The 13,999-nt window shown below is 69.6% G+C and carries 18 protein-coding genes and 1 pseudogene; 11 read left to right on the top strand and 8 right to left on the bottom strand.

Features of this window, described 5'->3' with window-relative positions; all coding sequences use genetic code 11:
- Positions 1-195: pseudogene (locus tag ON21_RS17350) on the top strand (inositol monophosphatase); the annotation flags it as partial.
- Here the strand turns inward: ON21_RS17350 and cei are convergent.
- A complete protein-coding gene (gene cei, locus ON21_RS17345; RefSeq protein ID WP_039799160.1) occupies positions 196-873 on the bottom strand; it encodes an envelope integrity protein Cei in 678 nt (225 codons plus the stop codon).
- Positions 874-1,249: 376 nt separating this feature from the next.
- Between cei and ON21_RS17340 the strand changes: the two genes are divergently transcribed.
- Positions 1,250-1,552, top strand: a complete 303-nt coding sequence (locus tag ON21_RS17340; protein ID WP_039799153.1) for a DUF4193 domain-containing protein — start codon at positions 1,250-1,252, stop codon at positions 1,550-1,552.
- 25 nt (positions 1,553-1,577) lie between these two features.
- On the opposite strand, the gene ON21_RS17335 is transcribed toward ON21_RS17340, so the two are convergent.
- Positions 1,578-2,069 carry a DUF3093 domain-containing protein gene (locus ON21_RS17335; RefSeq protein WP_051020898.1) on the bottom strand — a complete coding sequence of 164 codons (492 nt, stop codon included), beginning with the start codon at positions 2,067-2,069 and terminating at the stop codon, positions 1,578-1,580.
- Between the two features lie 73 nt (positions 2,070-2,142).
- Here ON21_RS17335 and dut point away from each other — a divergent pair, with 73 nt between their 5' ends.
- Positions 2,143-2,643, top strand: coding sequence for a dUTP diphosphatase (gene dut, locus ON21_RS17330; RefSeq protein ID WP_039799152.1), 501 nt, complete (start codon positions 2,143-2,145; stop codon positions 2,641-2,643).
- A gap of 5 nt (positions 2,644-2,648) precedes the next feature.
- Entirely contained in the window at positions 2,649-3,530 is an 882-nt protein-coding gene (locus tag ON21_RS17325) for a DUF3710 domain-containing protein (protein WP_039799151.1), read from the top strand.
- A gap of 10 nt (positions 3,531-3,540) precedes the next feature.
- Here the strand turns inward: ON21_RS17325 and ON21_RS17320 are convergent, their stop codons facing one another.
- The gene (locus ON21_RS17320; RefSeq protein ID WP_039799150.1) at positions 3,541-4,236 is read right to left on the bottom strand and encodes an alpha/beta fold hydrolase; all 696 of its coding nucleotides are present in this window, start codon (positions 4,234-4,236) and stop codon (positions 3,541-3,543) included.
- Positions 4,237-4,368: 132 nt separating this feature from the next.
- Between ON21_RS17320 and ON21_RS17315 the strand changes: the two genes are divergently transcribed.
- The 3 genes from ON21_RS17315 to ON21_RS17305 all read left to right on the top strand — a co-directional run bounded on the left by ON21_RS17315 (position 4,369) and on the right by ON21_RS17305 (position 6,233).
- Entirely contained in the window at positions 4,369-4,746 is a 378-nt protein-coding gene (locus ON21_RS17315; RefSeq protein ID WP_039799149.1) for an OB-fold nucleic acid binding domain-containing protein, read from the top strand.
- Between the two features lie 3 nt (positions 4,747-4,749).
- Positions 4,750-5,442, top strand: coding sequence for a DUF3159 domain-containing protein (locus ON21_RS17310; RefSeq protein WP_039799148.1), 693 nt, complete (start codon positions 4,750-4,752; stop codon positions 5,440-5,442).
- A 164-nt stretch (positions 5,443-5,606) separates the two neighbouring features.
- Positions 5,607-6,233, top strand: a complete 627-nt coding sequence (locus ON21_RS17305; RefSeq protein WP_083880689.1) for a sigma-70 family RNA polymerase sigma factor — start codon at positions 5,607-5,609, stop codon at positions 6,231-6,233.
- Positions 6,234-6,283: 50 nt separating this feature from the next.
- Here the strand turns inward: ON21_RS17305 and ON21_RS17300 are convergent, their stop codons facing one another.
- Together ON21_RS17300 and ON21_RS17295 are read right to left on the bottom strand one after the other, a co-directional pair.
- Positions 6,284-6,955: a potassium channel family protein gene (locus ON21_RS17300; protein WP_039799147.1), complete on the bottom strand. Its 672-nt coding sequence runs from the start codon at positions 6,953-6,955 to the stop codon at positions 6,284-6,286.
- A 2-nt stretch (positions 6,956-6,957) separates the two neighbouring features.
- Positions 6,958-7,623, bottom strand: a complete 666-nt coding sequence (locus ON21_RS17295; RefSeq protein WP_039799145.1) for a potassium channel family protein — start codon at positions 7,621-7,623, stop codon at positions 6,958-6,960.
- Positions 7,624-7,784: 161 nt separating this feature from the next.
- On the opposite strand from ON21_RS17295, the gene ON21_RS17290 reads away from it, so the two are divergent.
- Both ON21_RS17290 and ON21_RS17285 read left to right on the top strand, forming a co-directional pair.
- Positions 7,785-9,773, top strand: coding sequence for an APC family permease (locus tag ON21_RS17290; RefSeq protein WP_039799143.1), 1,989 nt, complete (start codon positions 7,785-7,787; stop codon positions 9,771-9,773).
- Positions 9,774-9,792: 19 nt separating this feature from the next.
- Positions 9,793-11,217 (top strand): class I SAM-dependent RNA methyltransferase, encoded by a 1,425-nt coding sequence (locus ON21_RS17285; protein ID WP_039799142.1) that lies wholly within the window; start codon positions 9,793-9,795, stop codon positions 11,215-11,217.
- 4 nt (positions 11,218-11,221) lie between these two features.
- Here the strand turns inward: ON21_RS17285 and ON21_RS17280 are convergent, their stop codons facing one another.
- Positions 11,222-12,025, bottom strand: a complete 804-nt coding sequence (locus ON21_RS17280; RefSeq protein WP_039799140.1) for an enoyl-CoA hydratase — start codon at positions 12,023-12,025, stop codon at positions 11,222-11,224.
- Between the two features lie 122 nt (positions 12,026-12,147).
- On the opposite strand from ON21_RS17280, the gene ON21_RS17275 reads away from it, so the two are divergent.
- The gene (locus ON21_RS17275; protein WP_039799139.1) at positions 12,148-12,447 is read left to right on the top strand and encodes a DUF1330 domain-containing protein; all 300 of its coding nucleotides are present in this window, start codon (positions 12,148-12,150) and stop codon (positions 12,445-12,447) included.
- A 25-nt stretch (positions 12,448-12,472) separates the two neighbouring features.
- The gene (locus ON21_RS17270) at positions 12,473-12,838 is read left to right on the top strand and encodes a VOC family protein (protein WP_039799138.1); all 366 of its coding nucleotides are present in this window, start codon (positions 12,473-12,475) and stop codon (positions 12,836-12,838) included.
- Positions 12,839-12,868: 30 nt separating this feature from the next.
- On the opposite strand, the gene ON21_RS17265 is transcribed toward ON21_RS17270, so the two are convergent.
- Positions 12,869-13,543, bottom strand: coding sequence for an SIMPL domain-containing protein (locus tag ON21_RS17265; protein WP_039799155.1), 675 nt, complete (start codon positions 13,541-13,543; stop codon positions 12,869-12,871).
- A gap of 52 nt (positions 13,544-13,595) precedes the next feature.
- Positions 13,596-13,999, bottom strand: a 404-nt coding sequence (locus ON21_RS41010; RefSeq protein WP_039799136.1) for a glutaminase, incomplete at its 5' end; no start/stop codon positions are given.

The following is a 13,999-nucleotide window of genomic DNA, read 5'->3' as shown; positions in this document are numbered from 1 at the left end:
CACGGCTTGAACGCCTGGGACTGGGGCGCGGGCGCGCTGATCGCCGCCGAGGCGGGCGCGCGGCTGACGCTGCCGCCCGCGACGGCGCCGGGCGCCGACGGCGACCTGGTGGTGGCCGCCGCGCCCGGCATCGCCGTCGAGCTCGGTGAACTGCTGGCCCGGGTCGGCGCTACCGAGCCGATCCCGGACCGGTGATCAGCAGCGGGCTTGCCGTGCGGCGTCGAGCAGCTTGATATCGATGGATGTGGAGTTGCCCGGCGCCGGATTCTTGAGCGAACGCAGTACTTCCTCGGCGTCGTTGCTGGGGCGGATGTCCCGGAACAGCGAGCCGAGCACGAGATCGACGGTGTCGTCGCCGCGCTGATCCTCGATCAGCTCGGCGCACGGCGCGACCAGCTGAACGGACGCGGCGGCCGGACGGCCGTTGACACCGAAGCGGATCTGTCCGGTGCACTCCAGGTCGCCGTTGACGTATACCGAATCGTTGCCGTATTGCGTTCCGGGTGCGCTCGCGAAACCGAGGTCGCCGAGCTGAGCGGCGACGTGCGCGGCCTGGCCGCGCTGGTTGTTCGCGTTCAGCACGCGCACCTTGCTCCCGGCGAGCGGTGCGGGTTCCACGTCCTGCAACCGGCCCGCGCCGACCCGCTGGCCGAGCGGAGTCGGTTGCGGCGCACCGGGATCCGAGGCCGGGCTCGGCGAGTTGCACGCCATCGCGGTGTGGTCGGTGTCGTGCGTCGTGAGGGCTTTGATCCAGACGATCCCGCAGATGAGTGCGAGAACGCCGAGCATGATGAGCCAGGGCTGGGGGCGGCGTCGCGCATACGGCCGACCTTGCGAATCCGTCGCGGTACCTTCGGTGATCAGTGAAACCACCAGCACACTCTACGAAAATGTGGCGGGGTCGCGGCGCAAGGTCTCGGTGCGTTCCACGGATGGTGTCGATTGGCCCTCATTTTCGACTCGGCTGTGTTTTGATTGCGACTTTTGCTCCGGCGTCCGCTATTGTCTGGCGGCCCAGATCGAATCGCCGGTGCGGAAATCAGTGGTCGGTCGCGGGAACAAGAAGGGCATGTCCTGCGTTTACCCAGCGCTATCGGGAGTGGATCGGCATGATCCGCCCTGATAGGCGACCGGTGTACGTGTGACGTGCACCACCGGCGGGGCGGTACCGGTCGCGCCGATTCCGGCAGGAATCGGGTGTGAGCGGACCGGTCCGGGATATACGGAGTTAGGACGAGGGGAAGACGACATGGCAACCGACTATGACGCACCGAGGCGCACCGAATCCGACGATGTGTCGGAGGATTCGCTGGAGGAGCTGAAGGCTCGTCGTAACGAGGCACAGTCCGCCGTCGTGGATATCGACGAATCCGATACCGCGGAGTCGTTCGAGCTTCCCGGCGCCGACCTGTCCGAGGAAGTGCTGACGGTTCGGGTGATCCCGAAGCAGGCCGACGAGTTCACCTGTTCCAGCTGTTTCCTGGTTCATCACCGGAGCAGGCTGGCCAGTGAGAAGGGCGGTCAGATGATCTGCATGGATTGCGCCGCCTGATCTCGACGAGATCGAAACAACAGTGTCAGCCCGCGCTCGGTAGACCGAGCGCGGCGAGGACCCGTTCGGGCCGCCGCGTACTGACCAGCCAGTACGGCGTCGGATCGTCCGGGTCGTCGAGCACGAGCAAGACCATCGGCCCGACCCAGGGGCGATGCTGGACATAGGCGGCGGGGTCGAGCTGGCGACCCAGCGCCGCGCTTTTCGCGGTGGGGGCGACAGCGGCCGCGCGGGCGACGAAATTCACCGGAAGATGCGCCCGATCGGCGCGCAGCTCCGGTGTGCCGTTCGCATCCGGCGCCACTTCGACGCGGTGGCGGCTCAGCCACAGCAGCACCCAGACCGGCACCGGGAACAGCAGCACGTAGGGCAGCCACGCACGCAATCCGGGCGCACCCATGTGGATCTCCGCCGCGAGCAATCCGGTGACGGCGAACGCCACCGGCCACCACCACAGCGGCACCCACAGGCGCTCCCGATATCGCTGCGCAGGCTGCGCTTTCTCGTCCGCGGTCATGGGATTGGGCTGGTCCGACACGAGTCAACACTAAGTCACGAGGGCAAACAGCCTACGCGTAGGCTCGTCCAACGTGAGCGCACTTTCACCCATACCCTTGCTGCGGTTGGACCCCGGCATACCCCTGCCAACGCGTGCCCATGCGGGCGACGCGGGCGTGGATCTGTGCACCACGCAAGACGTCATCCTGGAGCCGGGGGAGCGGGTGCTGGTCGGCACCGGCGTCGCCGTCGCGCTGCCGATCGGTACCGTCGGCCTGATCCATCCGCGCTCGGGTCTGGCGGCCAAGGCCGGGCTGTCGGTGGTGAACACCCCGGGCACGGTCGACGCGGGGTACCGGGGCGAGATCAAGGTGTGCCTGATCAACCACGACCCGCGCACGCCGATCGAGTTGCGGCGCGGTGACCGGATCGCGCAACTGCTGGTGCAGCGGGTGGAGCTGGTGAATTTCGTGGAGGTCGACTCGCTCGACGAGACGACGAGGGGAGCGGGCGGCTATGGCTCCAGCGGCGGTCACGCGAGCCTGACCGCGCAGACCAACGGGGTGGGCCGGGCTACCGGCGAGGAGGCATGACGAGAATGTTCGGAAAGCGAAAGAAGTCGAGCCGGGCCGCGGACGACCGGTACGACGAGGCGGAGGACTACACCGACTACGACTCCGGCTACGAGGGCGAGTCCGCCTACGAGTACGACGACGATTTCTACGACGACGCCCCCACCGACGAGCGCTCGTACGAGGGCGTCGATATGGACGTCGAACGGCCGCACGGCAAGCCCGGCCCCTACGACTACGACGAGGTCGCCGACCTGCTGGATTCGGTATCCGAACAGCGGCTGGATCTCGGGTCGGTGCTGCTGCCGGTCCCGCCCGGCGGTCAGCTGCAGGTCGAGATGAACCCCGAGGGCCAGCCGCAGGCGGTGCACCTGGCCACCGAGCACGGCCGGATCACCGTCGCGGCCTACGCCGCGCCGAAGACCTCCGGCCAATGGCGGCTGGTCGCCGCCGATCTCGCGGACTCGCTGCGCAAGGACGGCGCCAGGGTGTCGGTCGAGAACGGGCCGTGGGGCCGGGAGTTGCTGGCCCTGACCGAAGGCGCGGACCTGCGTTTCATCGGCGTGGACGGCTACCGCTGGATGGTGCGGCTGGTCGCCGCGGGTCCCTCCGGCGCGGCGAACGACGGCAGCCCACTGGTCAAGGCGGCGCGGGCGATTCTGAGCGAGACGGTCGTGCGGCGCGGTGAGGATCCGCTGCCGGTGCGCGACCCGCTGCCCGTGGTGCTGCCGCAGCAGCTCGCCGAGCAACTGGCCGCGGCCCATCAGCAGCAGGTGGAAGCTCAGCAGCAGGCGATGGCCGCGCAGGTGGCGGCGCAGACCGGTGCGCAACCGGTGGTGCCGCGGATGCCGCAGGGCCCGCGCCGTGGCGCGGACGGATCGGCCATGCAGCAACTCGGCCTGAACTGAGCGGACGATCTCACCCGAAGGCGCCGATACCCGCGTGTCCCAGGATCGCGGGGTCGGCGCCGAGCTCGTCCAGGGTGATCCGGTGCAGGTATGAGCGCGGGGCCAGCGCCGCCCACTCCTCGGCGACCGCACGCGGGTGCACCGGGTCGTCGACCGCGGTGACCACCGCGAGCGGCAGGTGGAAAGCCGACAGCACCTCGGCATCGGGCCACTTGTAGTCCGCGGCCTCCTCGAGCGCCCGCGGGAGATTCGGCCACTGTGCCCGCCAGGACCGGGTCAGCGCGTCCGCCAGCCACCGCGGGCTGCTGGACCGCATCCGGTCGATCACCTGGTCCAGACCGTCCGCGCGCAGTTGCACCGCGGTGGCCGCCGCGCTCAGCGCCGCGGGGCAGGCGGCGGTGTCGGGTCCGGTCCAGGCGGGCAGCGCCGCCACGACCCCGACGACGCGGTCCGGGTGCTCGGCGGCCCACTCCAGTGCGATCGCCGCGCCGAGCGAGATGCCCGCCACCAGCACCGGGGCCGAGTCCGTCGCCGCGTCGAGCGCTGCTCGGCAGCTCGCCACCACCCGGCGGGGGTCGGGTTCCACCGCGACGAAATCCAGGCCGCGTGCAGCGCTCGCGGGCCCGAAGGCGCGCCTGGCGAAATCGGCGTCGGACCCGGTGCCGGGTAGCGCCACGACGCGAGCGGGGTGTGGGGAGTCGAACATCGGTCCGAGCGTAGCGGGGGTTGCCCGGCCCATCTACAGTGGCGTTGTACGGCCGCGACAGGCCGTGCGGATCGGATCCCTCACGATGGTGTGCGACCCACGCCATCTGCTCTATGCAGGAGAGCGTGCACAATGTCATCCGCAGCCTCAGGGTATTTTCGACGTCTGGGCCGCAGGCTGACCGAAGACATCGATCAGCTGGATGCCGAGGAACTGGCCGAGACATCCGAGGCCTCGGGCGCATCTCGCGCGTCGGAGTGTCGGCGTGGTGACGAGGCCACCATGCTCGGTAGGCTCCGCAGTGTCGAAGCGTGTCCCAAGTCGGCGGGCGCCAGCGTCCAGGCCGAGTTCTTCGACGGCACCGACGCGATTACGCTGGTCTGGATCGGGCGCAGGCGCATTCCCGGCATCGAGCCGGGCAGGCGCATCCTCGTCCGTGGCCGGGTCGGCGACCGCGACGGCCGCAAAGTGATCTTCAACCCCTACTACGAATTGCGCGGGAACAGCTGACGTATGCCATTGAGCAACGACAACGCAGGATCGGACGACCGCACCGGGCTCGACTCGCCCGATCGTGACGAGGAACGCGCCGAGCAGACCCTCCTCGAACAACTGGGCGGCTTCAGCGGCCTGATCTACTCGACACTCCCCGTTGTCGTGTTCGTTCCCGTGAACAGCGTCGCCGGGCTGGCCGCCGCGATCTGGTCGGCCCTCGGGGTGGCCGCCGCCATCTTCCTCTGGCGTCTGGTGCGGCGCGATCCCCTCCAACCCGCCATCTCGGGCTTCTTCGGCGTCGGCATCTGCGCCTTCATCGCCTACCGGATGGGCGAGGCCAAGGGGTTCTTCCTCTTCGGCATCTACACCAGCCTCGTCTACGCCGGGGTGTTCCTCGCGTCCATCCTGGTGCGCAGGCCGCTGGTCGGCGTGATCTGGGGCGTGCTGAACGGCCACGGCTCCGACTGGCGGTCCGATCCGCGCTCGGTGCGCCTCTACGACCTGGCCACCACCACCTGGATCCTCGTGTTCGGCGCGCGCTACCTGGTGCAGTCGGAGCTGTACGACACCGACCGCACCGGCTGGCTCGCCTTCGCCCGCATCGCGATGGGCTGGCCGCTGACCGCGGTGGCGCTGGCCGTCACGATCTGGGCCGTGCGCCGGGCCGGCCACCTGCCGGCCAAGTCGGTGCGCGCGACCGAACCCGCCTGAGCGTTAACCCTCCGCAGCCTTCCGGCGAAAACCACAGGGGTGGGAGATCCCCACCGCCGAGGTGGGTGCTTCCCCACCCTAAGGTGCCTGGTTGCCCTACCGAGTTCATCAGACGATCTATGCGTACCGAAAACACGCACTGATCGGCGAGAAAGGACTCGGACGTGGCTACCGAGCACAACACCGCGGCGCTGCCCGCCAAGCACAACCCCGCGCTCTCGGAGAGCAAGCGGATCTCGGCCGAACTGGACAAGCTGATCGGTCCGGCGGCCGGTGGCGATCGCCGAGCGGTCTCCGAGATCATCCGGATCGTTCACCCGCTGGTGCGGCGCTACTGCGGCGCGCGCCTCGGAAACACGGCCCATCTGCAGGTCACCGCCGACGACGTGGTGCAGGAGGTCCTGCTGGCCACCGTCAACGCCATCCCGCGCTACCGCGACCAGGGCAAGTCGTTCCTGGCCTTCGTCTACGGCATCGCGGCCAACAAGGTCGCCGACGCGTTCCGCCGCTCGCAGCAGCACCCGGCCTACCCGGTGGCCGACGTCCCGGACTACGCCTCCTCCGCGGCCGGACCCGAGGAGTGGGCGCTGGCCTCCGAAAGCCGCGCTGCCGCAAAGGAACTCATGAAGGTGCTGGCGCCGGCGCACCGCGAGGTGCTGGTGATGCGCATCGTGCTCGGCTGGTCGGCGGCGGAGACCGCCGAGGCCATCGGCACCAGTCCGGGCGTGGTCCGGGTGATGCAGCACCGCGCACTGAACAAACTGCGCGCGGAGCTGAAGCCGGCCGCGTAGTGCTCCGGCGGTGCTTCGCCGAGGACACGCGTCCGGCCGTATACGGGGAGTTATGGCCTGATGCCGTGGTTGGCGAGTTCCAGCCGGAGATCCTCCTCGGCCTCCACCGAGGTCACGAAGAGCAGCTCGTCGTCGCCTTCCAGCGCGTCGTCCGGCTGCGGCACGATCACGCGCCCGCCGCGCAGGATGGTCACCAGGGCGGCGTCCCGCGGCAGCGTGAGGGTGCGCACGGGTTTGCCCGCCAGGGAGGTGTCCGCGGGCAGCGTCATCTCGACCAGGTTCGCCTGGCCCTGACGCAGCGTCATCAGTCGCACGAGATCTCCGACGGACACCGCCTCCTCGACCAGGGAGGCGAGCAGCCGGGGTGTGGACACCGCGACGTCCACACCCCAGGAACCGTCGAAGAGCCATTCGTTGCGCGGATCGTTCACCCGCGCCACCACCCGGCGCACCCCGAACTCGGTCTTGGCGAGCAGGCTGTGCACCAGGTTCGCCTTGTCGTCCCCGGTGGCCGCGATGACCACCTCGTAGGTCTCCAGACCGGCCCGCTCCAGCAGTGCCAGTTCGCACGCGTCGGCGTGAACCCAGACCGCATCGGGGATCGCGGCGGCGTCGATGTGCTCGAGCTCACGCTCCAGCAGCATGACCCGATGCCCGCCGCGCAGGAGTTCCCTGGCGATCGATCGGCCGACGGCGCCTGCTCCGGCGATGGCCACCTTCATGTTCAGTCCTCGCTCGCTGGGGGCTTCCCGGCCAGGGCGACGGTCTCGCCCACGGCGCCGGATGCGGCGGCCACATAGACGATGTCGTCGGCCTGGATGATCGTCTTGCTGTCGGGGAGCACTGCCCGGCCGAACCGGATGATGAACGCGACCCGGGCGGCGACGGTCTGCTCCAGATCGCGCACGGTGCGGCCGTACCACTCCTCGTGCAGCGTCAGCTGGGTCACGGCGACCGTCCCGGTGGGGTCGCGCCACGTGGTGGTGCCGGTGTCGCCGACGAGCGCGCGCAGGAAGCGGTCGGTGGTCCACGGGACCGTGGCGATGGTCGGGATGCCGAGCCGCTCGTAGACCGCGGCGCGCTTGGCGTCGTAGATGCGGGCCACCACGCGCTCCACGCCGAACATCTCCCGGGCGACCCGGGCGGAGATGATGTTCGAGTTGTCGCCGGAGGAGACCGCCGCGAACGCGTCCGCCCGCTCGATTCCCGCCTTTATCAGCACATCTCGATCGAATCCGACGCCGGTCACCCGCTCACCGGGGAAATCGGATCCCAGGCGTAGAAAGGCACTGGAGTCCCGATCGATCACGGTGACGTCATGACCTACGCGGACCAGGGCATGGGCCAGCGACGAGCCGACGCGCCCGCACCCCATGATCACTACGTACACCGTGCAACCTCGTTCCTGGAACCGTGGTGTTCGGTCTGCTTCGCCATTCGGTCGAACGCTACCCGTCGAATGATTCCACCGGCCACGTTCCCCCTCCAGCCGGCGAGCAAACCTGCGAGCCACCCGCGCGATCCACTGTGCGGGGGCCTATGCTCGCTCCAGTGTCCAAGTTGACGACGGCAGCGAAGCGAGTGCTGCTGGGCAGGCCTTTCCGTAGCGACTCGCTGGGCCACACGCTGCTGCCGAAGCGAATCGCGCTCCCGGTGTTCGCTTCCGATGCCATGTCATCGGTCGCCTACGCCCCCGAAGAGATCTTCCTCGTGCTTTCGGCCGCGGGGGTCGCGGCCTACCTGTACGCCCCGTGGGTCGGATTGGCCGTCGCGTTCGTCATGGCTGTCGTGGTGGCCAGTTACCGGCAGAACGTGCACGCCTACCCGTCCGGCGGCGGCGACTACGAGGTCGCCACCACCAATCTGGGGCCGAACGCGGGCTTGACCGTCGGCAGCGCGCTGCTGGTCGACTACGTGCTCACCGTCGCGGTGTCGATCTCCTCGGCCGCGTCCAACATCGGCTCGGCCATCCCGTTCGTCGCGACGCACAAGGTGCTGTTCGCCGTCGTCGCCATCGCCCTGTTGACCGCGATCAATCTGCGCGGTGTGCGGGAGTCGGGCACGGCGTTCGCGATTCCGACTTACGCGTTCATCATCGGCATGTTCATCATGCTGGGCTGGGGCCTGTTCCGGATCTTCGTACTCGGAGAGGACCTGCGGGCCGAATCGGCGGGCTTCGGCCTGATCGCCGAGCACGAGCACCTCTACGGGCTGGCGTTCGCCTTCCTCATCGCACGCTCGTTCTCCTCCGGCTGCGCCGCGCTGACCGGCGTGGAGGCGATCAGCAACGGTGTGCCCGCGTTCCGCAAACCCAAGTCGCGCAATGCCGCCACCACCTTGCTGATGCTCGGCACGATCGCGATCGTGTTGCTGATGGGCATCATCATCCTCGCCCAGAAGATCGGGGTCGTCTACGCGCACGACGTCGCCGACCTGACCGGCGCACCGTCGGACTACCACCAGAAGACGCTGATCGCGCAGCTGGCCGAGACCGTGTTCGAGGGATTCCCGCTGGGGTTCTTCTTCATCACGACGGTGACCGCGCTGATTCTGGTGCTCGCCGCGAACACCGCGTTCAACGGGTTCCCGGTGCTCGGCTCGATCTTGGCGCAGGACCGCTACCTGCCGCGCCAGCTGCACACCCGAGGCGATCGGCTGGCGTTCAGCAACGGCATCCTGTTCCTCTCCGGCGCGGCCATCGCGTTCGTGGTGCTGTTCGGCGCCGAGGTGACCAAGCTGATCCAGCTGTACATCGTCGGCGTGTTCGTCTCGTTCGTGCTCAGCCAGACCGGCATGCTGCGGCACTGGACCCGCCTGCTGCGCACCGAGACCGACCCGGCGCAGCGTGCGCGGATGAAGCGATCGCGGGTGATCAACGCGGTCGGTCTGAGCGCGACCGGAGCGGTGCTGGTGATCGTGCTGATCACCAAGTTCTTCGCGGGCGCCTACATCGCCATCTTCACCATGGTGGCGATCTTCATCGTGATGAAGATGATTCGCAGGCACTACGATTCGGTCTCGCGCGAGCTGGAGGAGCAGGAGTGGGACGGCGTGCTGCCCAGCCGCTCGCACTCCATCGTGCTGGTCTCCCGGCTGCATCTGCCGACCCGCCGCGCCCTCGCCTACGCGCGCGCCAGTCGTCCGGACACGCTGGAGGCGGTCACGGTGAACGTCGACGAGGCCGACACCAGGGCGCTGGTGCGGGAATGGGAGAACAGCGATATCACGGTGCCGCTCAAGGTGATCGAATCGCCCTATCGCGAGATCACCAAGCCGGTGCTCGATTATGTGAAGCGCGTGCGCAAGGACGCCCCGCGCGACGTGGTGACCGTGTTCATCCCCGAATACGTGGTGGGCCACTGGTGGGAGCAGGTGCTGCACAACCAGAGCGCGCTGCGTTTGAAGGGCAGGCTGCTGTTCGAGCCGGGCGTGATGGTGACCAGCGTGCCGTGGCAGTTGAGTTCCTCCGCGCGGGCGAGGACACCCGGTGTGGTGAACGCTCCGGGCGCGGTGCGCCGCGGGTACGAGGACCGGACATGACGTCCGCGGAGCATTCGGCATGAGCGATGGGCGGACCGGCACTTTCGAGGCACGGCTCGGGCCGCCGGGTCACGGCGGCTTCTGTGTCGCGCGGCACGAGGGGCGTGTGGTGTTCGTCCGCCACGGCCTGCCCGGCGAGCTGGTGCGGGTCCGGGTCACCGAGGATCGCGGCGGCTCGTTCTGCCGTGGCGACGCGGTCGAGGTGCTCGAGCCGTCCCCGGATCGAGTGTCGGCCACCTGCCCGGTGTCCGGCCCCGGTGGCGCGGGCTGCTGCGATTTCTCCTTCGCCACGCCGGTGGCCCAGCGCGCGCTGAAGGCCGCGGTGGTCGCCGAACAGTTGCGGCGGCTGGCCGGGATCGAGCGGGAAGTGGTGGTGGAGCCGATCGGGCCCGGCGACGAGGTCGGCGGGTGGCGTACCCGCGTGCGCCTCGCGGTCGACGCCCATGGTCGTGCGGGCGTGCACCGCTACCGCAGCACCGATGTAATCGCGGATCTGCGGTGCCCGCAACCGGTCGAGGGAGCGTTGGACGGGATCGCGGACCGGCGGTGGACGCCCGGCGCCGATCTGGTCATCGCGGTGGACGGTGACGGGATCCGGCACGTCGTCGAGCTCGCGCCCGCCGCCGAGACGGAGCCGGACAACCGCGGCGGGGATCGGCGCGGCCCCGGCGGGAGTGGGCGGCGATCGGAGCCGGGCAGCCGGGATCGGCGCGGAGGCGGTCGCCGCGACCGGCCGCACGGGCGTGATCAGCGTGGGGGACGGCGCGGTGGAGAGCGGTCCACCGCGGAGTCCGCTCACCGCGACGACCGGCGCGCGGCGTCCGCACGGCGTGCCGCGGCGCACGCGGCGCGCGACGAGTGGGTGTTCGAGGGCAGCGGGCGCGCGGTCGAGTACGTGGCGGGCCGCCGGTGGGAGGTCGCGGCGACGGGCTTCTGGCAAGCGCATCGCGGTGCGGCGCAACACTATTCGGACCTCGTCGCGGAATGGTCGCAACTCGGGCCCGGCGGGCGGGCCTGGGATCTCTACAGCGGCGCCGGGGTGTTCGCCGCGCGCCTCGCCGAGCTGGCCGGACGGACCGGTGTGGTGCTCGCGGTGGAATCCGCCCGGCCTGCCGTGGCCGACGGCGCCGCGGCGTTGCGCGACCTGCCCTGGGTGGAACTGCGGGCCCAGCGGGTGGAGCGCTGGGTGCGCGAGCACGTCGGTGCGGCCGCCCCGGACGTCGTCGTGCTCGATCCGCCGCGCGCGGGTGCGGGCAAGGAGGTGATCGGCGCGGTCACCGCAAGCGGGCCTACGCGGATCATCCATGTCGGCTGCGATCCCGCCGCGTTCGCCCGCGATCTCGGCCTGTATCGGGCCGCGGGCTATCGGCTCGGCGATCTGCGCGCCTTCGACGCCTTCCCCGCGACGCACCACGTGGAATGCCTCGCGCTGCTGGAACGCTGAGCGGTCAGTCCTCGTAGACCGGCGGTCTGCGGTCGCGGCGGGCGCGGATCGCTTCGTCGAAATTGCCGGTGGTGAGGCGGACGTACAGCTGCGCCGTGCCTTCGTGCTGCATGTGCGATTCGAATCCGCCCGCCTCCATACCGCTCCACAGCATGCGCTTGGTGAGCTCGGTGCCGACCCGGCTGAAGCCGATGATGCGTTCGGCCAGGTCGTAGCAGGTATCGAGCAACTTCGCCGCCGGAACCGTGCGGGAGACCAAGCCGATGCGCTCGGCTTCGGTCGCGTCGACGTCGCGGCCGGACAGCATGATCTCGAACGCCCGCGACGCGCCGACCGCGCGGGGCAGCAGATAGCTGAGACCCAGTTCGGCCGAGGTGAGGCCGTTGTTGATGCCCGCGGCGCGGAAGTACGCGTCTTCGGCGGCGATCCGGATATCGGTGCCGACTGCCAGGCAGAGCCCGCCGCCGATGGCCGCGCCGTTGACCGCGGCGATCACCGGCTGGTGCATCCGCCGCAGCGTGATCAGCACGTCGTTGAGCAGATCCATCGACCGGCGCGCGACACTGGTGACGGTCAGTCCGTCGACGTTCGGCACCTTTCCCGCGCCGGTCAGGTCGGCTCCGGAGCAGAAACCGTGGCCGGCGCCGGTCAGCACGACGACCCGCACGTCGTTGTCGGCGCGCACCTGCTCCAGCGCTTCGCGCAGCGGGATCATCACGTCGAACGCCATCGCGTTCATGCGTTCGGGCCGATTGAGCGTCACCAGGGCGATATGCGGCCGTGGTTTGTCGATGAGCACGAACGACATGCGACCTCCTGAGCGGTGACGACCTCAATATAGGCACGCCGGGTCCGGCGCAGCGGTGGATTCGGGGGCGGCGCCGCCGAATCCGTGCGGTGCCGCCCGGCCGTCCAATTAGAGTCACAGCCATGACCGTGTACGCAATTGCCCAACTGAAGTTCACCGATCGCGCCGCCTACGACCGCTACCAGGCGCGCTTCCTGGACGTCTTCGTCCGCTACAACGGGACGCTGCTGGCCGCCGACGAGTCCCCGCAGACCATCGAGGGCGTCACCGATCGCGAAAAGGTGGTGCTGATCTCCTTCCCGGACGAGCAGTCCTTCCGGGCCTGGGCCGACTCGCCGGAGTACCAGGAGATCTCGAAGGATCGGCACGCCGGAGCGGACACCGTCACCCTGCTGGTGCGAGGCCTCGGCCACGGTTCCTGAACCGGATCCGGGGCACGAGGGAACCATGATCCATCACGTCCAATTGTGCTGCCCCCCAGGCGCGGAAGACCGGCAGCGCGGCTTCTGTACCGGAGTGCTCGGATGGACCGAACTCCCGAAGCCACCGCTGCTGGCCGCACGGGGCGGTTGCTGGTTCCGTGTCCCCGGCCGCGGTGGCCCGGACGGAGAACTGCACATCGGCGTGGAAGCCGACTTCCGCCCGGCCGGCAAGGCGCATCCGGCGTTCGTCGTCGACATCGATGCCGTCGCCGCGGCGGTCTCTGCGGCCGGATATCCGGTCGTCTGGGCCGATCCGGCGGAGATTCCGGGTCGGCGACGGTTCCACACGCACGACGCCGTGGGAAACCGGGTGGAGTTCCTGGCGGACTGATGTGCGGCGGCGCACCCGACGCGCATCGCGTCAGTCCAGCTGCCAAGTGACGCGGATGTCCGCGGTGATCTCGCTCTCGCCCAGCTCGACCGGGATGGCGACGGCGCGGTAGGCCTCCATCGGAGCGGACATGCCCTGTGCGCGCGGAATCGGAGGTGCGGCGGCGGTGTCCTCCGTGATCTGGACGACCTCGCCGAGCGAGCGCCGCGCCCGCCGGGCGTATTGCTCGGCCTTGGCGAGGGCGTTGTCCCACGCGGCGTCGCGGGCGCGGGTGAGCAAGCCTTCCTGGTCGGCGAAGGCGAGGACGAGACCGCCGAGACGGACGTCGTCCCCGCCTGCCTCGACGCAGCCTGCGATGATCGTGCCGGGGCCGGGATCGGCGTCCGCGCCGATATCGCGCAACGTGACCGTCAGCGAGGTGCTCGCCAGGTACCCCGTGACGCGGTTGCCCTGTCCCTCGGTCCACACCGTCTCGGTCTGTACCGAGAGTCCGCTGGTAGCGATGTCCGCGCCGTCGACGCCATCGGAGCGCAGTGATCGCGCGACCGCGGCCACGCGCTCACCGGCCCGGCTGTAGGCGAGGGCGACCTTGCTCGCGCGTGATTCGACCGAGATCGTCACCCGCATCAGGTCGGGGACGGCGCGGGCGGTGCCGTGCCCGTAGGCGGTGACGGTGCCTGCGCTCGAATCGGTGTTCTTGCCCACGGAGCTCTCCTCGTCGATCGCCGTCGATGCGTACCGCACCATCGTGCCCGCTTCAATAGTCGCCGCCGCGGGCCGCGATCGCCCGTACCGCCGCGTCGATCTGCTCGAAGGCCTCGGCGGCGAGCATGCCGCAGGTGGTCATGACGCTGAGGACCTGTTCGGTCAGCGCCGCCGAGGCCGCCTGCTCCCCGGTGACCGGATTGCGCCCGTCGTTCGCCGGCGACGCGGCCATCAACGCCAGATCCTCGCAGGTCACGGTGACCGAGCACTGCCGGAAACAACGATCGACCGCCTCGTCCGGGTCGCCGTCGAGGATCCACGCAGATGGCGAACGAATCGAGTTGGACGGCGGCCGGTTCCGGGATGTAGTCGGCCGGCGTTCCGGACCGGTCGTCCCGGCAGCGCCGGTGGACGTCGTCGAGGATCCGTGCCACCACGCCGGGTTCGATTGTCCGC

Origin of the sequence: Nocardia araoensis NBRC 100135 (assembly GCF_000308435.1) — a bacterium.
Classification (GTDB): domain Bacteria; phylum Actinomycetota; class Actinomycetes; order Mycobacteriales; family Mycobacteriaceae; genus Nocardia; species Nocardia araoensis.
The sequence above is the reverse complement of the archived record's forward strand: the minus strand, read 5'-3'. Positions and strand labels throughout refer to the sequence as shown.

Bases quoted from the DNA above. Each gene is read 5' to 3' on its own strand.
- ON21_RS17310 (WP_039799148.1), top strand. From the start codon at position 4,750: ATGCCATTGAGCAACGACAACGCAGGATCGGACGACCGCACCGGGCTC.
- ON21_RS17270 (WP_039799138.1), top strand. From the start codon at position 12,473: ATGATCCATCACGTCCAATTGTGCTGCCCCCCAGGCGCGGAAGACCGG.
- ON21_RS17320 (WP_039799150.1), bottom strand. From the start codon at position 4,236: ATGTTCGACTCCCCACACCCCGCTCGCGTCGTGGCGCTACCCGGCACC.
- ON21_RS17340 (WP_039799153.1), top strand. From the start codon at position 1,250: ATGGCAACCGACTATGACGCACCGAGGCGCACCGAATCCGACGATGTG.
- ON21_RS17285 (WP_039799142.1), top strand. From the start codon at position 9,793: ATGAGCGATGGGCGGACCGGCACTTTCGAGGCACGGCTCGGGCCGCCG.
- ON21_RS17275 (WP_039799139.1), top strand. From the start codon at position 12,148: ATGACCGTGTACGCAATTGCCCAACTGAAGTTCACCGATCGCGCCGCC.
- ON21_RS17300 (WP_039799147.1), bottom strand. From the start codon at position 6,955: ATGAAGGTGGCCATCGCCGGAGCAGGCGCCGTCGGCCGATCGATCGCC.
- ON21_RS17335 (WP_051020898.1), bottom strand. From the start codon at position 2,069: ATGACCGCGGACGAGAAAGCGCAGCCTGCGCAGCGATATCGGGAGCGC.
- ON21_RS17325 (WP_039799151.1), top strand. From the start codon at position 2,649: ATGTTCGGAAAGCGAAAGAAGTCGAGCCGGGCCGCGGACGACCGGTAC.
- ON21_RS17315 (WP_039799149.1), top strand. From the start codon at position 4,369: ATGTCATCCGCAGCCTCAGGGTATTTTCGACGTCTGGGCCGCAGGCTG.
- ON21_RS17280 (WP_039799140.1), bottom strand. From the start codon at position 12,025: ATGTCGTTCGTGCTCATCGACAAACCACGGCCGCATATCGCCCTGGTG.